Origin of the sequence: Guyparkeria sp. WRN-7 (assembly GCF_001641825.1) — a bacterium.
Taxonomy (GTDB): domain Bacteria; phylum Pseudomonadota; class Gammaproteobacteria; order Halothiobacillales; family Halothiobacillaceae; genus Guyparkeria.
The window spans coordinates 58,087-76,472 of record NZ_LRFH01000015.1; the positions used below are offsets into that span (position 1 = coordinate 58,087).

The window sequence follows — 18,386 nt, forward strand, 5'->3', positions numbered from 1 at the left end:
TTGGCCGGTGTTCTTGTTTGCGGCCTCGGAAAATTATTTTCGAGTGGTTGTCAGACAATTTCCCTATGGGGTATAAGGTTATCCCGAGAGCATCCTTCGGAGTTTGATCCATGGCCCAACACGACGATCCGAGCTACGCCGCCGATCCCCTGTACCAGGCGCGGGAGCCCATCCACCCGAAGGGCATTCGCGGCCGCTTCCGCCGTTTCAAGGACATCGTGCTCCTGGTGGCATACAGCGTCTTCTTCCTGCTGCCCTGGGTGCGCTGGGAACGTGGGACCGGGCCGGACCAGGCGGTCATGTTCGATATCCCGTCACGGCGGTACTACCTGTTCGACCTCGTCATCCACCCGCAGGACATGTTCCTGCTGGCCGGTTTCCTGATCCTGGCGGCCTGGCTGCTGTTCTTCGTTACCGGCCTGGTGGGGCGTGCGTTCTGCGGCTACTTCTGCTTCCAGACGCTGTGGACCGATACCTTCATGAAGGTCGAGGCGCTGGTTCAGGGGGACCGCAACAAGCGCATGCGTCTGGAGAAGCAGCCCTGGAATGCCGAGAAGATCGCCAAGAAGGGGGTCACGATCGCCATCTGGACGGCGATCGCGTTCTGGACCGGGTTTACCTTCACCGCGTACTGGGCCGACGCCCCGCAACTGTTCGTCGACTTCTTCACCCTCGATGCGGCCAAGGCCGCCTACATCACCACCGGGATTCTCACGGCGACGACGCTGATCGCCGCCGGGTTCGCCCGCGAGCAGGTGTGCATCTACATGTGCCCCTATGCGCGGTTCCAGAGCGTGATGTTCGACAAGGAGACGCTGCTGGTGTCCTACGACGCCAAGCGCGGTGAGGGCGAAGCGGGGCGCAAGCCGCTGAAACAGGGCCTGATGACGCTCGAGGAGCGCCACGACCAGGGCGTGGGTGACTGCATCGACTGCAAGCTGTGCGTGCAGGTCTGTCCCACGGGTATCGACATCCGCGACGGGCTGCAGCTGGAGTGCATCTCCTGCGGTCTGTGCATCGATGCCTGCGACCAGATCATGACCAAGCGCGGCTGGCCAACCGGTCTGATCCGCTACGCCTCCGAGCAGGAGCTCGAGACCGGCGAGAAGCCCAACCTGCTCAAGTTCCGCACCATCGGTTATGGCGTCGCGACGCTCGCGGCGACCGTGCTGCTGCTTTACGGCATCTTCGCGCGCGCACCGGCGGACCTGTCGGTGCAGCAGGTGCGCCAGCCGTTGTTCACCGTGCTTGCCAGTGGCGACATCCAGAACAACTACAACGTGAAGATCAACAACAAGCTGCAGGAGCCGCTCGACTTCTCGCTCGCCCTCGAGGGACTGCCGGATGCCAAGGTGAGCATCGTCGGTGATTTCGACGGGCTGTCCGTGCCGGCGGACGGATCACGGAAGTATCTGGTGCACGTACGTGCACCTCGAGATGCAGAAGTGGACCGTCGCGAGATAGAATTCATCCTCACCGAGGAGAACGGACGCATCGAGCCGCTCGAGCACGACGCGAGTTTCGTCTTCCGTTGATCAACCCTTCGACAGGCCACCGTTCGGCTTAATGGCCGGGCGGTGGCCTGCTGCAACCAGGTTTCCGCAAATGGCCGTATTGCTGCCCGCCGGGATCGGCATGACCCTGATCCCGATCCTTTTCTTTCTGCTGCGGTGGCGCTTCCCGACCGCCGGTCGGCAGATCGCCTTCATTCTGGGCGTGCTGTCGCTGGCCGCCTATGCGCCTTACGCGATCAGCGCGTGGCCGGGACTCGACGTGGTCGCGATGGTGGTGGCCATCCTGGTGATGACCGCCTTCATCCTCGGGCTGATTTCGCCGCCACGTAATGCCGAATCGCACAAGATGGGCTTTCATGCCGGTCCGGCGACCATCATTGCCTTCTTCGCGGTGATCATCCTGCTCGACTCGATCTTTCTCACCATTGCCTCGCGGGGGCTGAGCGAGAACGCGGCACGGCAGTTGCTGCCGGAGCCCCAGGGCGGCCCGGTCGCGACCTCGTACTTCCCGGGCACGGTGGCCCATGACTACCAGGAAAAGGTGGCGCAGTTCGAGGCCTACGACGCCATGCGCGAGGAGCAGCAGCGACGGGGCTGGCAGGTGCGTCGCGGTTGGATGGGCGAGCCGGTAGTCGGTGAGTCCACCCCGTTCCGCATCGAGGTCACCGACGGTGACGGCGGTCCGATCCAGGGTGCCGATGCCACCGCGCAGTTCCTGCGCTTCTCCAGCGAAAGCCTGGACTTCACGCGCGAGCTCGAGGAGATCGAGCCCGGTGTCTACCAGGCCGAGATCACGCCCACCCGGCCCGGGCGGTGGGAAGTGATCGTCAATGTCCGTCGCGACGGCGAGACCCACCAGCTGCGCGGCATGACCGACATCGCCAAGCCGTGAACGGCCGGGCTGCTGCTTTGGACGAGGCTGTGCGGGTGCCGGGCGTGCGATGAGCGAGACGCGGGACATCACGCCGGAGCAGGCGGCGGAAGGCAGCTGTTTTCACTGCGGCCTGCCGGTGCCGGACGGGGCGGACTACCATGCCCGCGTGCTCGGCGAACAGCGCGCGGTGTGCTGTCCGGGCTGTCAGGCGGTCGCGCAGGCGATCGTCGAGGCGGACATGGAGGATTACTACCGCCACCGCAGCAAGGCCTCGCCCAAGCCGGATGACGATCTCGAACGCGTGCTCGAGGAGGTGGCGATATACGACCGCCCCGAGATGCAGAAGTCGTTCGTCGCCAACCGGGAGGGCGACCGTCGCGAGGCCTCGCTGATCCTCGAAGGGATCGTCTGTGCCGCCTGCATCTGGCTCTCCGAGCGCCACGTCCGGCAACTGCCCGGCGTGGAGTCCTTCTCGGTGAACTTCTCCACTCATCGGGCGCAGGTGGTCTGGGACAACAGCCAGGTGCAGTTGTCCGAGATCCTGCGGGCCATCGCGGCCATCGGCTACCGCGCCTACCCCTACGACCCGGACCGCCAGGACCGGGTCTACCGCCGCGAGCGTCACGACATGATGCGCCGCCTGGCCGTCGCCGGGCTGGTCTACCTGCAGGTGATGATGATCTCGCTGTCGCTGTACTTCGGCGACTTCCTCGATCTCTCCGAGGACATGCGGTACTTCTTCTGGTGGGTCAGTTTCATCCTGTCGACGCCGATCGTGCTCTATTCCGGCCAGGCGTTCTTCCGCCCGGCCTGGCGCGACCTCAAGCAGCGACGGGTGAGCATGGACCTGCCGGTTTCGCTCAGCATCCTGCTTGCCTACGGGGGCAGTGTCTACGCCGTGTTGAGTCACAGCGGCGAGATCTATTTCGACTCGGTCACCATGTTCGTCTTCCTGCTGCTCGCCGGGCGTTTCCTCGAACAGGGGGCACGCCACAAGGCGGGCGAGCTGGCCGAGTCGCTCAACAAGCTGGTGCCGCAGGTGGCCAACCGCATCGAGGCCGACGGCTCGATGAGCGTGGTGCCGGCGTTCGATCTGGTGCCCGGCGACCGGATTCTGGTGCGCCCCGGTGGGCCGGTGCCGGCCGACGGGCGCGTGATCGAGGGCGAGAGCGGCGTGAACGCCTCGATGCTCACCGGCGAGAGCGTCCCCGAGCTCAAGCGTGCCGGTGACACGGTGGCCGCCGGCACCGTCAATACCGAGAGCCCGTTGACCGTCGAGGTGGAGAAGGTGGGTCAGGACACGATGGTCTCCTCGATCGTGCGCCTGATCGACCGCGCCCAGTCGCAGAAGCCGCGAGTCGCCGAAGTGGCCGACCGCTTCGCGCGGAAGTTCGTCATCGGTCTGCTGGTCACCACCGCGGCCGTGTCGGTTGCCTGGCTGATGATCGATCCGGCACGCGCGTTCTGGATTGCGGTCGCCATTCTCGCCATCACCTGCCCATGCTCGCTGTCGCTGGCGACACCGGCGGCGATCGCGGTGGCGGTCGGGCGGCTGACACGTCAGGGGCTGCTGGTGTCGCGCGGACGAGCGATCGAGGGGCTCGCCGGCATCAGTCACGTGGTGTTCGACAAGACCGGCACCCTGACCACGGGCCAGCTGGTCGTGCGCGAGGTCGAACGGCTGGATGACGCGGACGACACCGAGCTGCGCTCCGTGGTCGCGGCCCTGGAGCAGTATGCCGACCATCCCGTCGGGCGGGCGCTGCGTGTCTGGGGCGAGGACGGCACGCGTTCCGCCCGCGAGGTGCGCGGGGTCGAGAGTGCCAGCGGTCGTGGGGTGACCGGGCAGATCGACGGTGAACGGTTTGCGGTGGGCAATGCCCGCCTGATGGGCGAGCTCGGCATCCGGCTGCCCGAGGTGAATGCGGCCGTCGACGAGCTGGTGGTCTGGATCGCGCGGGGAGAGCAGCTGATCGCCCGCGCCGTGCTGGGCGACGAGCTGCGCGAGGATGCCCGCGAGGCCGTCGATCGGCTGCGCGGGCACGGCATTCAGGTCTGGTTGCTGTCCGGCGATCAGGCCGATCGGGCGCAGTTGATCGGCGACCACCTGGGGGTCGATCACGTCGAGGGCGACCTCTTGCCGGAAGACAAGATGGCGCGGGTGGCCGACCTGCAGGCCGGTGGCGGCCGGGTGCTGATGGTCGGCGACGGGGTCAACGACGCGCCGGTGCTGGCGCGGGCGGACGTGTCCATGGCCATGGGAGGCGGCACGGCCGTGGCCAAGCACAGTGCCGACATGGTGTTGCTGAATGATCGGGTCGCGGAGACGGCCTTTGCCGTCGATTACGCGCGCCGCACCATGGCGGTGATCCGTCAGAACCTCGCCTGGTCGGTCTGGTACAACGCGATCGCGATCCCCATTGCCGCGGTGGGGCTGGTGCAGCCGTGGCTGGCGGCGATCGGCATGTCGGTCAGTTCGATCGCCGTGATCGGCAATGCCCTGCGATTGAGGCGGGGGTAGGGATCAGCCGCCCATGCTGTGGATGTACTGGTTGAGCTGGGCCACGTCGGTACTGGTGCGCCGGTAGAGGTGGTCGAGACTGACGATCGCGTATTCGAGCAGCAGGACCGAGAAGACCGGGTGTTCCAGGCGCAGCCGGTTGTACTTGGCGCGCGGCAGGCGCAGCAGACGGACCTTGGAGCGTGCCCGCATGCGCACGTTGCGTGGCTGACGGTCGAAGAAGCTCATCTCGCCGAGCATCTCCCCGGCGTGGATCTGGCCGACCGGCACCTCGTTGGTGGTCGGGCCGACGATCAGCTCGGCAGTACCCTCGAGCAGGAAGTACAGCGATTCGCCCACCTCGCCGATGTCGGCGATGATCTTGCCGCGCTCGATGATCTCGAAATCGCAGAAGTCGAGGAAGGCGCCGACCTCTGCCTGAGTCAGGATCTGCGTGTCGACGTGGCGGGCGAGAAAGTCGACCAGGGCGTGGCGGTCGTTTTCGGTCATCATCGCTTGAATGCTCCCATGCCGGTTTGCGGGTAGGTGTCGTTTCATTGTCGCGAGCCGTTCACGTTTTGTCGATCCTCTTGCGCGCGGTGAGGCGGCATGAGCCCGATTCATGCTCGGATTGCGGATGTTTCGCTTGGCCGAGCGGGTATCGCGGCGGAAAATGAGGCGCAGCCATGATGGTCGGCGCGACGGGCGAGGCGAACGGCCGCAACATGCTAGAATTCCCGGCATTGTTCGGTCGCCCTCGGTTCCTGTCGGGGCGGCCGCTTGTATTTCGCGGCCTCGTTCGCGCGGGGTCGAGCCGGATTTGATTTCACCTTCTTCAGGAGCCAACTCATGTTTGCCAAGTCCATGACCATCGCGGGCTACGACCCGGAACTTGCCGATGCGATCAACGCCGAGGTGCGCCGCCAGGAGGATCATGTCGAGCTGATCGCCTCCGAGAACTACGCCAGCCCGCGCGTCATGGAGGCCCAGGGCTCCGTGCTGACCAACAAGTACGCCGAAGGCTACCCGGGCAAGCGCTACTACGGCGGCTGCGAGTACGTCGACGTGGCCGAGCAGCTGGCGATCGAGCGGGCCAAGAAGCTTTTCGGCGCCGACTACGCCAACGTCCAGCCGCACTCGGGTTCCCAGGCCAACGCCGCGGTCTTCCAGGCACTGGTCGAGCCGGGTGACACCGTGCTCGGCATGAGCCTCGACGCCGGTGGCCACCTGACCCACGGTGCCAAGCCCAATTTCTCGGGTCGCATCTACAACGCGGTGCAGTACGGCATCGACGATCAGGGCTACGTCGACTACGACGAAGTCGAGCGTCTGGCCAAGGAGCACAAGCCGAAGATGATCATCGCCGGCTTCTCCGCCTATTCGCGCGTGCTCGACTGGGCACGTTTCCGCGAGATTGCCGATGCCGTGGGTGCCTACCTGATGGTCGACATGGCGCACGTCTCCGGACTGGTCGCCGCTGGCCTGTACCCGAATCCGGTGCCGCATGCGCACGTCGTCACCTCGACCACCCACAAGACCCTGCGCGGTCCGCGCGGCGGCATCATCGTGGCGAAGGCCGATCCGGATCTGGAAAAGAAATTCCAGTCGCGCATCTTCCCCGGCTCGCAGGGTGGGCCGCTGATGCACGCGATCGCCGGCAAGGCGGTGGCCTTCAAGGAGGCACTGGAGCCGGACTTCAAGACCTACCAGCAGCAGGTGATCGACAACGCCCGCGCGATGGCCGAGGTGTTCGTCGAGCGTGGCCTGGAAGTGGTCTCCGGCGGCACCGACAACCACCTGTTCCTGGTCAGCTTCGTCAAGCGCGGCCTGACCGGCAAGGCGGTCGACGAGGCGCTGGGCAACGCCCACATCACCGTCAACAAGAACGCCGTGCCCAACGACCCGCAATCGCCGTTCGTCACCTCGGGCATCCGGGTGGGCACCGCGGCGATCACCACCCGCGGTTTCGGTGTCGAGGAGTCCCGTGATCTCGCCGGCTGGATGTGCGACATCATCGACGATCTCGAGAACGAGTCGGTGATCGAGGCGGTACGCGAGAAGGTCACCGCGCTCTGCCGTCGCCTGCCGGTCTACGAGGCCAACCAGGCCTGATCGCGGGGACGGCATGCGCTGCGCCATCTGCGGTAACGACGACACCCGCGTGATCGACTCGCGGTCGATCGACGCGGGCGAGGGTATCCGCCGCCGGCGTGAATGCGCCGCCTGCGGGCAGCGTTTCACCACCTACGAGCGGGCCGACCGGCAGATGCCGCGGGTGGTGAAGTCCAACGGCGCGCGGCAGAACTTCGACGAGCGGAAGCTGCGCGACGGCCTGATGCGGGCGCTGGAGAAGCGCCCGGTGCCGACGCGCCGTGTCGAGGAGGCGATCGAGCAGATCGAGCGCCAGCTCCGCAGCCGTGGCGAGCGCGAGATCGCCGCCCGCGAGATCGGCGAGATGGTCATGGCCCAGTTGCGCCGACTCGACCACGTCGCCTACATCCGCTTCGCCTCCGTCTACCTGAGCTTCGACAGCGTCGAGGCCTTCCGCGAGGCGATCGAGTCGCTGGCGAACGACGTCATCAGCGACCCGGACCACCAGCTGCCGCTGATCGGCGATGCCAACTGAGACGGCCGCTGCCGACCACTCCGCTTCCCGCGGGCATCGACACTGGATGGCGCATGCGCTGGCCCTGGCCGAGCGCGGTCGCTACACCACCTCGCCCAATCCGCGGGTGGGCTGCGTGCTGGTGCGCGATGGCGAGATCGTCGGCGAGGGGTTCCATGCCCGGGCCGGTGGCCCGCATGCCGAGGTGCGCGCGCTTGAGCAGGCCGGCGAGCGGGCGCACGGCGCGACCGCCTACGTCACGCTTGAGCCCTGCAGCCATGTCGGCCGCACCCCGGCCTGCGCGCCGCAACTGGTCGAGGCCGGGGTGGCCCGCGTGGTCACGGCCATGAACGATCCCAACCCGCTGGTGGCCGGTCGTGGGCACAAACTCCTGCGCGAGGCCGGCGTCGAGGTCACCGAGGCGATTGCCCCGGCGGCCGCCCGGGCGCTCAACCCCGGTTTCGTCTCGCGCATGGAGCGCGGGCGGCCGTGGGTGACGGTCAAGGTGGCCCAGTCGCTGGACGGGCGCAGTGCGCTGGCCAGCGGCGAGAGTCAATGGATTACCGGCACGGCGGCGCGCCGCGACGTGCAGTTCCTGCGCGCCCGACAGTGTGCGGTCTTGAGCGGCATCGACACGGTGCTGACGGACAGTGCCCGGCTGAACGTGCGGCTGTCGGCCGACGAGCTTGGCATCGAGGGCGAAGTGCGCCAGCCCGCGCGTGTCGTGCTGGACTCCGGGCTGCGTCTGCCACCGTTCGCGGCGATCTTCGACGCGCCCGGGCCGGTGTGGATCTACACCCGCGATGCGACCGACGGCGTGCACCACGAGGCGCTGGTCAAGCGCGAGACGACCCTGATCGAGGCGCCCGCCGCGCCCGGGCTGGGCCTGGAGCTCGAGTTCATCCTCGCCGATCTCGCCGCGCGCGAGGTCAACGAGGTGCTGGTGGAGGCGGGTGCCAAGCTGGCCGGGGCGTTCGTCGCCGCCGGGCTATGTGACGAACTGGTGGTCTACCAGGCCCCGGTGCTGCTCGGCCATCAGGCCCGGCCGGCACTGGCGCTGCCCGAGCCGGGGGCGCTGGCCGATGCGGCGCGCTGGACGCTCGTCGACGAGACCCGACTGGGCGACGACCTGCGCCTGACCCTGCGGCCGGCGCGCTAGGCGGTCGGCCCCTTATTTCGCGGAGAGACAAGCATGTTCACCGGCATCATCCAGACCGTCGGCACCCTGGTCGAGCAGACCCCCACGGGTGGCGATGCGCGCCTGACCATCGAGGCACCGGGGCTGGACCTCGCCAACACGGCCATCGGTGACAGCATTGCCGTCAACGGCGTCTGCCTGACGGTCACCGATCTGGATGGCGACCGTTTCTCGGTCGACTGCTCGGCCGAGACGCTGCGCCTGACCACGGTCGGGCAGCTGGCGCCGGGTTCGCGCGTCAATCTCGAGCCGGCGCTGACCCTGGCCACGCCGCTGGGCGGGCACCTGGTCAGCGGCCATGTCGACGGGCTGGCGATCGTCGATGCGCGGCGCAGCGAGGCGCGGGCAACCGAGTTCTGGCTGCGTGTGCCGCCGGAACTGGCGCGCTACGTGGCCAAGAAGGGCTCGCTTGCCATCGATGGGGTGAGCCTGACGGTCAACGAGGTCAGCGGGGTGCGTTGCCGGCTGACCATCATCCCGCACACGCTCGAGGCGACCATCATGGGCGAGTATCGCCCGGGGCGACAGGTCAACCTGGAGGTCGATCTAATGGCGCGCTATCTCGAGCGGCTGTTGCAGGCCGGCGAGGCGCAGGGCGGCAAGGGCGGGCAGAGCCCCTATCAAGACCTCTCCTGAGGGGCGCCTGTCGGGTTGGTGGCCTACAGTCGGTCGCGCAATGATACAATCACCGGCTGCCCTTCGGGCGTTCAACGACCGCGCTGAGAGACCCTATGAGCTTTAGTCCCATTGACGAGATCCTCGACGACCTTCGGGCCGGACGCATGGTCATCATCGTCGATGACGAGGACCGCGAGAACGAGGGCGACCTGGTGATGCTTGCCGAGCAGGCGCGCGCCGAGGACATCAACTTCATGGCGCGTTACGGTCGGGGGCTCATCTGCCTGACGCTGAGCCAGCAGCGCTGCGAACAGCTCGAGTTGCCGCTGATGGTCAGTCGCACCCGCGAGGCATTCCAGACGGCGTTCACCGTGTCGATCGAGGCCGCGCGCGGCGTGACCACCGGCATCTCGGCCGCCGACCGGGCCACCACGATCCGCACCGCCGTCGCGCCCGAAGCCAAGCCGACCGACCTCGTCCAGCCGGGACACGTCTTCCCGTTGATGGCGCGTCCCGGCGGCGTGCTGGCACGCGCCGGTCATACCGAGGCGGGCGTGGATCTCGCCCGGCTGGCCGAGGCGCGTGAGCCGGCGGCGGTGATCGTCGAGATCCTCAACGAGGATGGCTCGATGGCCCGGCGCCCGGATCTGGAGCGCTTCGCCGCCGAGCACGACATCAAGATCGGTTCGATCGAGGACCTGATCCGCTATCGCATGCGTCACGAGCGCTCGGTCGAGCATCAGTTCGCGACCGACATCGACACGCGCCACGGCCGCTTCACGTTGCACGCCTACAAGGATTTCACCAGCGGCCAGCTGCAGTTCGCCGCCGTGCGCGGAACCCCGGATGCCGAGACGCCCACGCCGGTGCGGGTGCACGTTCATCACGCGGTCTGCGACCTGTTCGAACCGCAGGGCCGCGACTGCGGCTGGCCGTTCTCCGACGTGCTCTCGCGTCTGGCCGACATGGAGACCGGCGTCGCGGTGGTGCTGCGTTCGACGCCCAACGAGGACGAGCTGTTGCGCCAGCTGCAGGGTTGGGAGAAGCCATCGGCCGAGACGGCCGGCGGCGAGGTCGAAGAACTGCGAAACTATGGGGTGGGTGCGCAGATCCTCAAGGATCTGGGTGTTCGCCAGATGCGCGTGATGAGCGCGCCCAAGCGATTCCATGCCCTGGCCGGCTTCGGCCTGGAAGTGGTCGACTACATTCACGACGAGGCGGACTGACCGCCGCAGACGAGACAGACAGGCATGAACGAGCTTCAGGTGATCGAGGGCGGGCTGATGGCCCGCGCAGGACGTTACGCGATCGTGGCCACGCGCTGGAACGCTCAGGTGGTCGATCGACTGCGTGATGGCGCGATTGACACCCTGCGCCGACATGGCGTGGACCCGTCGCAGATCACGGTCGTGATGGCGCCGGGTTCGTTCGAGCTGCCGCTGGTCGCCCAGCGGGTCGCCGCGAGCGAGAAGTTCGACGCCATCATCTGCCTTGGCGCGGTCATCCGCGGCGCGACGCCGCACTTCGACTATGTCGCCGGCGAAGCGGCCAAGGGGATCGCCAGCGTGGCCACCGACTTCGACATGCCGGTCATCTTCGGCGTGCTGACCACCGACACCGTCGATCAGGCGATGGAGCGCGCCGGCAGCAAGGCGGGCAACAAGGGCGCGGAAGCGGCCGCCACCGCCATCGAGATGGTCAACCTTCTCGATCAGATCGACCAGATTGCCTAAACGCTCATGATCAAGCAGTTTCCCCAGGACGAACCGCCCCGGCAAGACGGCCCGGATGATGCCGACGAGGCAGGCAAGGTCGCGCCGCGCGGCAAGAACGCTCCGGCGCGCAAGCAGCGTCGTTGGGCTCGCGAGCGGGCCGCCCAGGGGCTCTACCAGCAGTTGATGAATCCGGTGCCGGTGGATCAGCTCGAGGCGCAGTTCATGGAGGATGCCTTCATGTTGCGCATCGACCTCGAGCTGTTCCGCCGCATCCTGCGTGGCGTCGAGCAGCATGCCGACGACCTGGATGCGGCCATCGAGCCGCACCTGGATCGGCCGGTACGCGAACTCGACCCGATCGAGCACGCCATCCTGCGTCTGGGCGCGTTCGAGCTGATGCACATGATCGAAACCCCGCGCGCGATCGTGATCAACGAAGCCGTCGAGCTGGCCAAGCGTTTCGGCGCAACCGACGGCCATCGCTACGTCAACGGTGTGCTCGACCGGCTGGCCGACCGCGTCCGCACCGCCGAGCCGCGTCGCGGGCACTGAGCCGGCCGGACGTCGCATGGCAGCGGGGGCCGACGAGTTCGATCTGATCCGCCGCCACTTCGACTGGGCCTCCGCCCGTTCCGAGGTGGCCCTCGGCGTTGGTGACGATGCCGCGCTGATCGACCCGCCCGCTGGCCACCAGCTCGCGATCGGCACCGACATGCTGATCGCCGCCCGCCACTTTCCCGACGCCACCCCTCCCGAGGCTGTCGCCCACAAGGCGCTGGCGGTCAACCTGTCCGATCTGGCCGCGATGGGTGCCTTACCGCTCGCCTTTACCTTGTCACTGGGCCTGCCCGACGTGGATGCGGCCTGGCTGGAGCGCTTTTCCAGCGGGCTGCGCCACGCAGCCGACTGCTGGGGCTGTGACCTGATCGGCGGGGATACCGTCGGCGCGCCGCGGCTGACCCTCTCGATCACCGCCTTCGGAGCCGTACCGTCGGGCAAGGCCATTCGGCGGTCCGGTGCGAGTGCCGGAGACCGGATCGCGGTTACCGGAACGATCGGCGACGCGGCCCTGGGGCTGTTGCTGGCGTTGGGGCAGGCCGAAGCGCCCGCGACACTTGTCCCGGGTGACGGCGATTACCTGCGCGCCAGGCTGGATCACCCCGAGCCGCGGCTGGCGACCGGGCAGGCGTTGCGCGACCGGGCGACCGCCGGGCTGGATATCTCCGACGGGCTGCTGCAGGACCTCGGTCACCTGCTGGCGGCGAGCGGGCTGGCCGCCGAGATCGATCTGGATGCCATTCCCCTGTCGGGCGCCGCGCGGCGCTGGCTGGACGACCGCCCGGAGGACCTCGATCGGTTGATCAGTGGCGGTGACGACTACGAGCTGGTCGTGGCCCTGCCGCCGTCGCTCGAGCTCGACCCGGCCTGGGGGCTGACCGTTATCGGCCGGCTCCGTGACGAGTGGGCTGTCGGCGAGATCCGCGAGCGCTCCGGCCGGCCCTTGCCCGGTCAGCGCGGCTACAACCATTTTCAGGGATCGGATGCATGAGTGATCGACAGGACGTCAGGCGCGTCGGGATCACGGATCTCGGCCGCAGCCCGGTGATGTGGCTTGCCTTCGGTTTCGGCACGGGCCTGTCGCCGAAGGCGCCGGGCACCGTCGGCACCCTGCCCGGTATCCTGCTGGGCTGGCTGCTGGTGACCGTCGCCGCGCCGTGGGGTGATGCGGCCACCATCGGGTTGCTCCTGGCGGTGACCGCGGGGCTGTCCCTTGTCGGGTTCTACCTGTGTGGGGAGGCCAGCCGACGCCTGGGCGTGCATGACCATGGCGGGATCGTCTTCGACGAGATCGTCGGGGTGTTGCCGGTGTTCATCGTGCTGCCGGAGGCGTGGTGGGAACTGGCGCTGATCTTCGCCTGGTTCCGCCTCTTCGACGTGATCAAGCCTTGGCCGATCAACTGGCTCGACCGGCGGGTCGGCGGCGGTGTCGGCATCATGGTCGACGATCTGCTCGCTGGCGCTTACGCCCTGCCGGCCACCTGGGGGACCTTGCTGGTCATCGGCGGCTGAGGCGTCAGCGCTCGTTGAGGCGCGGCATCAGCTCGACCAGGTTGCAGGGGCGCTTGCGGTAGTCGAGCTGGCTTTCGATCAGGTTGTCCCAGGCATCGGTGCAGGCCCCGGTCGAGCCGGGCAGGACGAACAGGTAGGTCCGGTTGGCCACGCCGGCCGTGGCGCGCGACTGCAGGGTCGAGCTGCCGATGGTCTGGAAGGACAGCGAGCGGAACATCTCCCCGAAGCCGTCGATGGTCTTGTCGAACAGCACCGAGACGGCCTCGGGGGTGCCGTCCCGTCCGGTCAGCCCGGTGCCGCCCGTGGTGATCACCACGTCGCATTCGGGCTCGGCGATCCAGCGCGAGACCGTGGCCCGAATCTGGTAGATGTCGTCGGGCAGCAGTTCGCGTTCGAACAGCGTGTGGCCGGCGCCCTCGAGGCGCTCGACCAGTCGGTCACCGGAGCGATCCTCGGCCAGGCTGCGGCTGTCCGAGACGGTCAGCACGGCGATGTTCAGCGGCTTGAAGGGGCGTTCTTCGCTCATCGTCGATGTCCTGTCATGGGGCCGGGTAGGGCAGCGGGTCGGTCGGGGAGCCCTCGGCGCATTTGCGGCAGGGCAGCAGAGTGCCGAGCATGGCAACGCGACCCAGGCTGTGCTCCACCCAGGGGCGGTTGATCCAGGGCGGGTCGTGACGGGTGTGCTGATTGTGGCCGCACTCGAGCCGGGCGAACCAGTGCCCCTCGGCGTCCCGGTGAAACGAGCGGATGGCTCGCAACGGTGCTTCGGCCCGGCCCATCAGGGAACGGGGACGCCCCACAGGTCGTGTTCGTCCGCCTCGACGATCTCGACTTCGACGAAATCGCCCGGTGCCACATCGGTGACCTCCGGCAGGTAGACCACGCCGTCGATCTCCGGGGCGTCGGCCATGCTGCGCGCCACCGCGCCCGATTCGTCCACCGCATCGACGAGCACCGGCATGCGCTCGCCGACCTTCCGGGCGAGCTTGGCCGCGCTGATGGCCGCCTGCTTTTCCATGAAGCGCGCCAGACGTTCCTGCTTGACCGCTTCCGGCACCGGGTCGGGCAAGTCGTTGGCCGTCGCGCCCTCGACCGGCGAGTAGGCGAAGGCGCCGACGCGATCGAGCTGCGCCTCGTCGAGGAAGTCGAGCAGTTCCTGGAAGTCTTCCTCGGTCTCGCCCGGGAAGCCGACGATGAAGGTCGAGCGGATCGTGATTTCCGGGCAGATCTCGCGCCACTTGGCGATCCGCTTGAGCACGTTCTCGCTCGAGGCCGGGCGCTTCATCAACTTGAGGATGCGATGGCTGGCATGCTGGAACGGGATGTCCAGGTACGGCAGTACCAACCCCTCGGCCATCAGCTCGACGACGTCGTCGACATGCGGGTAGGGGTAGACGTAGTGCAGCCGGATCCAGGCGTCCAGCGAGCCCAGCGCGGCGGCCAGTTCGCGGAAGCGGGTCTTGAGCGGTCGCCCGCCCCAGAAGTCGAGCTTGTAGCGGCTGTCGATGCCGTAGGCGCTAGTGTCCTGCGAGACGACCAGCAGCTCGCGCACGCCAGCGTTGACCAGATTCTCCGCCTCGGTCATCACCTCGCCGATCGGGCGGCTGACCAGATCGCCGCGCAGGCTGGGGATGATGCAGAAGCTGCAGCGGTGATTGCAGCCCTCGGAGATCTTGAGATAGGCGTAGTGGCGCGGGGTCAGCTTGACGCCCACCTCGTCGTCGAGGGCGGGCAGGGTCTCGTCCATGGCCGGCGTGACCTGTTCGACCGACGGCTTCTCGCCACTGCCCGGCTCGGGCATGACGTCGACAAACGGATCGAAGCGGGGCGGCAGGTGCTGGTGGACGGCGTCCATCACCTCGCGGTAGGCCTGCGGGCCGGTGACGGCCAGCACGTTCGGATGGGCCTCACGTACGAGCTCGCCCTCGTCGCGCCCGCCTAGGCAGCCGGTGACGATCACCCGGCCGTTCTCGTCCAGCGCCTCGCCGATGGTGTCGAGCGATTCCTGCACGGCCGAGTCGATGAAGCCGCAGGTGTTGACGATTACCAGCTCCGCGCCCTCGAAACTGTCGGAGAGCGCGTAGCCCTCGGCCCGCAGCTGGGTCAGTATCCGTTCGGAGTCGACCAGCGCCTTGGGGCATCCGAGGCTGATGAAGCCGATGCGCGGCGGATTGTGGGTCATGAGCGGGCTGCGTCGGCGGGGACGGGGGCGTTGTCGCCGTTGAATTCCTCGAGCTGGCCATCCGGGTACTGGACGTACACCTTGAGGTTGTTGCGATCGATGAACTGCATCACCGAGTCGAACATCTGTCGGTTGGCCGTCTTCAGTTCGGGTTCGATCACCAGCATCTTCTGGCCGTCGAGCAGCACGGGATGCAGCCGCTGCGAGTACACCAGGCGATGCTGGGCGAACGTCGCATCCCAGCTCGAGATGCGATCGATCCAGTCGCTGGGGCGGAATCGGGCGCCGGCCTTGGTCACTGACTCGACGATGTAGCGTTTCGGCTGGTTGTCCATGAAGTCGTGGCTTGCTCGGCGTGCACCGAATGTGGATGGGTCGATTAGAATCAATCGGCCATTTTACTTCACTTGGCCGGTAAACGCATCCGGCCAGCGAAACCGAACGGGAGAAATTGCCATGACGGCGCGTCATGTTTCCAGCGAGGGCTTCGAGGTGATCGTGGTCGACACCGGAGGCACGTTCAACAAGTGCTACCGACCTGTCGATGGTCAACTGGTGGTCGAGGCGGGTAGTCCGGCGGCCCGCGAGATCCTCGAATCGGCCCGCGACAACCTGGACGTCGACTGGCTGCAGCCGGTGTGCAAGGACAGTCTCGAGATGACCGACGCCGATCGGGAGGTGATTGTTGCCGAGTTGTCGGCTGCGGTCGGGCGAGCGCCGGACGCCCCGGTTGTCGTCATTCACGGCACGGATACCCTCCACCTGACCGGTGAGGTGCTCGCCAGGGCGTTCCCGGAGACTTGTGTTGTGCTGACCGGCGCGATGCGGCCATACGAGATTGATCGGGTCGAATCTGCGCTCAATCTGGGGCTGGCCGTGGGTTTCGTCCAGTCTCGTCCTGCGGCCGGCGTGTATGTGGCCATGAGTGGCCTGGTGCGCCCGCTGGGCCGGCTGGTGAAGGATCGCGCGGCCGGGCTCTTTCGTCCGGACTGATCGGATTTGCAAGGGACATAAAAAAGCCCCGCCAAATGGCGGGGCTTTGCGTTTCAGGCACCCTCGAGTGAGGGCGGCCGGGTTATCAGCACTTGTTGGTGATGCCCGGGTTGCCTTCCACGCCCTTGAGGACCGGCTCGTTGAGGTCGAACGGCTTGATGTGCTTCTGGTCACGCAGCCAGGACTCGACCTGGTCCCAGATCATCTCGCCGGTGTCGCCCGGGATGTTGCCCGGCTTGGCGACCGATGCCCAGCCAGCGACCTTGTAGCTCTTCTTCGGGTCGAGCGGCTCGCCGTCCAGTTCCATGTCCAGGATGCGCTTGCCCTTCTCGGCGTTCGGCGCACAGGCGTACTTCAGGCCACCGACGCGAACCATGTCGCCGCCCTGCTGGTAGTAGGGGTCGGTGTTGAAGATGTTGTCGCAGACGTCCTCGAGGATGCCCTTGATCTGCTCGCCGGTGAACTCGTTGACGGTGACGTTCGGATAGGTCAGGCCCACCTCGGTCATCAGGTCGTCGTAGGTGATCGGCTCGCCCGGGATCAGCGAGGTGCCCCAGCGAACGCCCGGGGAGAACGAGATCTGAGCGTCGTTGACGTCGATCAGCGCGTCGCAGATTAGCTGGTCCCAGGTGCCGGTGAAGTTGCCGCGGCGGTAGAGCAGGGCATCGTTGGTCGCCAGAACGTCGCTGGTGCGCTCGCCGGCGTTGAACGTCTTGCCCTGGAAAGTGATTTCCTGGTTGTAGGCGTTGTCGATGAACGCCTGCATCTCCTTGTCCGGCTCGATGAAGTCGGAGAAGACCGGCAGCAGGTGGTACTTGAAGTCCTGCACCTTGCCCTTGCGCACGTCGAGGTCCAGCACGCCCAGGTACTTGGCGTTGGAGCCGGCGTTGGAAACGATGGTCTGGCCGCCGGCGTTCTTGACGATGGTCGGGGTCGGAACCGCGTCGTGGGTGTGGCCGCCCATGATGGCGTCGATGCCGGTAACGCGGCTGGCCATCTTGAGGTCCACGTCCATGCCGTTGTGCGACAGGACGACGACGACTTCGGCGCCTTCGGCGCGGGCAGCGTCGACGGTCTCCTGCATCTTGTCGTCGCGGATACCGAAGGTCCAGCCCTCGGTCATCCAGCTCGGGTTGGCGATCGGGGTGTACGGGAACGCCTGACCGATGACGGCAACCTGAACGCCGTTCTGCTCGCGGATGACGTACGGCTTGAAGACGCGCTCGTAGAAGTCGCTGTCCAGGATGTTCTGGGCGACGAACGCCATGTTCGTCTCGGACTCGAGCTCGTTGATGCCCTCGACCATGCGGTCCTTGGTGTAGGTCGCTTCCCAGTGCGAGGTGAAGAAGTCCGGCTTGGCAATCTTCATCGCGTCGATCTGGCTCTGGGCGTCGGTCCACAGGGCCAGGGCGTTGCCTTGCCAGTTATCGCCGCCGTCCAGCAGGAAGGCGCCCGGACGCTGCTCGCGCATGTGCTTGATCAGGGTGAGCAGGTGGGCAAAGCCGCCGACCTTGCCGTACTTCTTGGCCGCTTCGGCGAAGTCGAGGCAGGTGAAGGCGTGAGCGGCCGGGGTGTTCGGCTCGAGGCCGAAGTACTTGAGGAAGTGCTCGCCAACCAGGTGCGGCGGGTTGCCTTTCATGGAACCCACGCCCAGGTTGATGTTCGGCTCACGGAAGTAGACCGGCTTGAGCTGGGCGTGCATGTCGGTCATGTGCAGGATCGACACGTTGCCGTAGCGCGGCACTTCGTACATGTTGCTCGAGGCGTTGTTCGCCTTGACCGAGCTGGCGACGCGCTGCGTGCCGGTGCCGGCCTGAGCGGTCTCGAGGTTGATGCCGGCGGCCGAGGCCACGGCGAGCATCTGCAGAAATTCGCGACGAGAAAGACTCATTGAAAACTCCCCTTTACGTTTTCAGTTTGGGTCAGTTCCCGGCCCGGCTGGCAGCAGGGGGCAGGGATCCGAGGGATCTTTACCGGTTCCCTGACCCGGCCCAAGCCCGGTGGGCACTTCGGGGGCAGTGCCAGGAAACTGAACCGGGCCATTTAACCATACTGACCCCCGCGACGATAGAAAAAATACTTATGCCTGGCATGGGTGCAGGGCCGGCATGGTTCGC

Annotated in this window: 19 protein-coding genes; 13 read left to right on the forward strand and 6 right to left on the reverse strand. The window is 66.8% G+C overall.

The genetic code is table 11. From position 1 onward, the window contains the following. The first annotated feature begins 110 nt into the window (after window positions 1–110). The 3 genes from ccoG (at window position 111) to AWR35_RS07420 (ending at window position 4,909) form a co-directional block, all read left to right on the forward strand. Window positions 111–1,535 (forward strand): cytochrome c oxidase accessory protein CcoG, encoded by a 1,425-nt coding sequence (ccoG, locus tag AWR35_RS07410; RefSeq protein ID WP_058575322.1) that lies wholly within the window; start codon window positions 111–113, stop codon window positions 1,533–1,535. Window positions 1,536–1,605: 70 nt separating this feature from the next. Continuing rightward, window positions 1,606–2,406: a FixH family protein gene (locus AWR35_RS07415; RefSeq protein ID WP_058575323.1), complete on the forward strand. Its 801-nt coding sequence runs from the start codon at window positions 1,606–1,608 to the stop codon at window positions 2,404–2,406. A gap of 49 nt (window positions 2,407–2,455) precedes the next feature. Next, on the forward strand, window positions 2,456–4,909 hold the full coding sequence (locus tag AWR35_RS07420; protein WP_058575324.1) for a heavy metal translocating P-type ATPase: 2,454 nt from the start codon (window positions 2,456–2,458) through the stop codon (window positions 4,907–4,909). Window positions 4,910–4,912: 3 nt separating this feature from the next. Here the strand turns inward: AWR35_RS07420 and AWR35_RS07425 are convergent, their stop codons facing one another. Beyond that, window positions 4,913–5,401, reverse strand: coding sequence for a cyclic nucleotide-binding domain-containing protein (locus AWR35_RS07425; protein WP_082663997.1), 489 nt, complete (start codon window positions 5,399–5,401; stop codon window positions 4,913–4,915). A gap of 336 nt (window positions 5,402–5,737) precedes the next feature. Here AWR35_RS07425 and glyA point away from each other — a divergent pair, with 336 nt between their 5' ends. The 9 genes from glyA to AWR35_RS07470 all read left to right on the forward strand — a co-directional run bounded on the left by glyA (window position 5,738) and on the right by AWR35_RS07470 (window position 13,094). Continuing rightward, complete coding sequence (gene glyA / locus AWR35_RS07430) at window positions 5,738–7,000, forward strand: serine hydroxymethyltransferase (protein ID WP_058575325.1); 1,263 nt, start codon at window positions 5,738–5,740, stop codon at window positions 6,998–7,000. Between the two features lie 13 nt (window positions 7,001–7,013). Beyond that, window positions 7,014–7,514, forward strand: a complete 501-nt coding sequence (gene nrdR, locus AWR35_RS07435; protein ID WP_058575326.1) for a transcriptional regulator NrdR — start codon at window positions 7,014–7,016, stop codon at window positions 7,512–7,514. Continuing rightward, entirely contained in the window at window positions 7,504–8,652 is a 1,149-nt protein-coding gene (gene ribD / locus AWR35_RS07440) for a bifunctional diaminohydroxyphosphoribosylaminopyrimidine deaminase/5-amino-6-(5-phosphoribosylamino)uracil reductase RibD (protein WP_058575327.1), read from the forward strand. Before nrdR ends, ribD begins: the two co-directional genes overlap by 11 nt. Window positions 8,653–8,685: 33 nt before the next feature. Beyond that, entirely contained in the window at window positions 8,686–9,327 is a 642-nt protein-coding gene (locus AWR35_RS07445) for a riboflavin synthase (RefSeq protein WP_058575328.1), read from the forward strand. Window positions 9,328–9,422: 95 nt separating this feature from the next. Next, window positions 9,423–10,535, forward strand: coding sequence for a 3,4-dihydroxy-2-butanone-4-phosphate synthase (ribB, locus tag AWR35_RS07450; protein ID WP_058575329.1), 1,113 nt, complete (start codon window positions 9,423–9,425; stop codon window positions 10,533–10,535). A 24-nt stretch (window positions 10,536–10,559) separates the two neighbouring features. Beyond that, a complete protein-coding gene (gene ribE / locus AWR35_RS07455; RefSeq protein ID WP_058575330.1) occupies window positions 10,560–11,042 on the forward strand; it encodes a 6,7-dimethyl-8-ribityllumazine synthase in 483 nt (160 codons plus the stop codon). A gap of 6 nt (window positions 11,043–11,048) precedes the next feature. Beyond that, window positions 11,049–11,576 carry a transcription antitermination factor NusB gene (gene nusB, locus AWR35_RS07460; RefSeq protein WP_058575331.1) on the forward strand — a complete coding sequence of 176 codons (528 nt, stop codon included), beginning with the start codon at window positions 11,049–11,051 and terminating at the stop codon, window positions 11,574–11,576. Between the two features lie 16 nt (window positions 11,577–11,592). Next, complete coding sequence (thiL, locus tag AWR35_RS07465; protein ID WP_058575332.1) at window positions 11,593–12,573, forward strand: thiamine-phosphate kinase; 981 nt, start codon at window positions 11,593–11,595, stop codon at window positions 12,571–12,573. Continuing rightward, window positions 12,570–13,094, forward strand: a complete 525-nt coding sequence (locus tag AWR35_RS07470) for a phosphatidylglycerophosphatase A (protein ID WP_058575333.1) — start codon at window positions 12,570–12,572, stop codon at window positions 13,092–13,094. Before thiL ends, AWR35_RS07470 begins: the two co-directional genes overlap by 4 nt. A 4-nt stretch (window positions 13,095–13,098) precedes the next feature. Here AWR35_RS07470 and moaB read toward each other — a convergent pair whose 3' ends face one another. Genes moaB through AWR35_RS07490 form a run of 4 tightly spaced genes read right to left on the reverse strand, consistent with a single transcriptional unit; the run spans window position 13,099 to window position 15,611 of the window. After that, on the reverse strand, window positions 13,099–13,620 hold the full coding sequence (moaB, locus tag AWR35_RS07475) for a molybdenum cofactor biosynthesis protein B (RefSeq protein ID WP_058575334.1): 522 nt from the start codon (window positions 13,618–13,620) through the stop codon (window positions 13,099–13,101). Between the two features lie 13 nt (window positions 13,621–13,633). After that, complete coding sequence (locus tag AWR35_RS07480; protein ID WP_058575335.1) at window positions 13,634–13,873, reverse strand: DUF3565 domain-containing protein; 240 nt, start codon at window positions 13,871–13,873, stop codon at window positions 13,634–13,636. Continuing rightward, window positions 13,873–15,276, reverse strand: coding sequence for a 30S ribosomal protein S12 methylthiotransferase RimO (gene rimO, locus AWR35_RS07485; protein ID WP_058575336.1), 1,404 nt, complete (start codon window positions 15,274–15,276; stop codon window positions 13,873–13,875). The genes AWR35_RS07480 and rimO overlap by 1 nt, the downstream gene beginning before the upstream one ends. Then, window positions 15,273–15,611, reverse strand: coding sequence for a DUF3579 domain-containing protein (locus AWR35_RS07490; protein WP_058575337.1), 339 nt, complete (start codon window positions 15,609–15,611; stop codon window positions 15,273–15,275). Before AWR35_RS07490 ends, rimO begins: the two co-directional genes overlap by 4 nt. Before the next feature lie 121 nt (window positions 15,612–15,732). Here AWR35_RS07490 and AWR35_RS07495 point away from each other — a divergent pair, with 121 nt between their 5' ends. Further along, a complete protein-coding gene (locus AWR35_RS07495; protein WP_058575338.1) occupies window positions 15,733–16,269 on the forward strand; it encodes an asparaginase domain-containing protein in 537 nt (178 codons plus the stop codon). A gap of 85 nt (window positions 16,270–16,354) precedes the next feature. Here AWR35_RS07495 and soxB read toward each other — a convergent pair whose 3' ends face one another. Then, the gene (soxB, locus tag AWR35_RS07500; protein WP_058575339.1) at window positions 16,355–18,160 is read right to left on the reverse strand and encodes a thiosulfohydrolase SoxB; all 1,806 of its coding nucleotides are present in this window, start codon (window positions 18,158–18,160) and stop codon (window positions 16,355–16,357) included. Window positions 18,161–18,386 lie beyond the last annotated feature (226 nt).

What these genes read in the sequence shown, in the direction of transcription:
- ccoG (WP_058575322.1), top strand. Translation starts at nt 111, where the DNA reads ATGGCCCAACACGACGATCCGAGCTACGCCGCCGATCCCCTGTACCAG.
- AWR35_RS07415 (WP_058575323.1), top strand. Translation starts at nt 1,606, where the DNA reads ATGGCCGTATTGCTGCCCGCCGGGATCGGCATGACCCTGATCCCGATC.
- AWR35_RS07420 (WP_058575324.1), top strand. Translation starts at nt 2,456, where the DNA reads ATGAGCGAGACGCGGGACATCACGCCGGAGCAGGCGGCGGAAGGCAGC.
- AWR35_RS07425 (WP_082663997.1), bottom strand. Translation starts at nt 5,401, where the DNA reads ATGATGACCGAAAACGACCGCCACGCCCTGGTCGACTTTCTCGCCCGC.
- glyA (WP_058575325.1), top strand. Translation starts at nt 5,738, where the DNA reads ATGTTTGCCAAGTCCATGACCATCGCGGGCTACGACCCGGAACTTGCC.
- nrdR (WP_058575326.1), top strand. Translation starts at nt 7,014, where the DNA reads ATGCGCTGCGCCATCTGCGGTAACGACGACACCCGCGTGATCGACTCG.
- ribD (WP_058575327.1), top strand. Translation starts at nt 7,504, where the DNA reads ATGCCAACTGAGACGGCCGCTGCCGACCACTCCGCTTCCCGCGGGCAT.
- AWR35_RS07445 (WP_058575328.1), top strand. Translation starts at nt 8,686, where the DNA reads ATGTTCACCGGCATCATCCAGACCGTCGGCACCCTGGTCGAGCAGACC.
- ribB (WP_058575329.1), top strand. Translation starts at nt 9,423, where the DNA reads ATGAGCTTTAGTCCCATTGACGAGATCCTCGACGACCTTCGGGCCGGA.
- ribE (WP_058575330.1), top strand. Translation starts at nt 10,560, where the DNA reads ATGAACGAGCTTCAGGTGATCGAGGGCGGGCTGATGGCCCGCGCAGGA.
- nusB (WP_058575331.1), top strand. Translation starts at nt 11,049, where the DNA reads ATGATCAAGCAGTTTCCCCAGGACGAACCGCCCCGGCAAGACGGCCCG.
- thiL (WP_058575332.1), top strand. Translation starts at nt 11,593, where the DNA reads ATGGCAGCGGGGGCCGACGAGTTCGATCTGATCCGCCGCCACTTCGAC.
- AWR35_RS07470 (WP_058575333.1), top strand. Translation starts at nt 12,570, where the DNA reads ATGAGTGATCGACAGGACGTCAGGCGCGTCGGGATCACGGATCTCGGC.
- moaB (WP_058575334.1), bottom strand. Translation starts at nt 13,620, where the DNA reads ATGAGCGAAGAACGCCCCTTCAAGCCGCTGAACATCGCCGTGCTGACC.
- AWR35_RS07480 (WP_058575335.1), bottom strand. Translation starts at nt 13,873, where the DNA reads ATGGGCCGGGCCGAAGCACCGTTGCGAGCCATCCGCTCGTTTCACCGG.
- rimO (WP_058575336.1), bottom strand. Translation starts at nt 15,276, where the DNA reads ATGACCCACAATCCGCCGCGCATCGGCTTCATCAGCCTCGGATGCCCC.
- AWR35_RS07490 (WP_058575337.1), bottom strand. Translation starts at nt 15,611, where the DNA reads ATGGACAACCAGCCGAAACGCTACATCGTCGAGTCAGTGACCAAGGCC.
- AWR35_RS07495 (WP_058575338.1), top strand. Translation starts at nt 15,733, where the DNA reads ATGACGGCGCGTCATGTTTCCAGCGAGGGCTTCGAGGTGATCGTGGTC.
- soxB (WP_058575339.1), bottom strand. Translation starts at nt 18,160, where the DNA reads ATGAGTCTTTCTCGTCGCGAATTTCTGCAGATGCTCGCCGTGGCCTCG.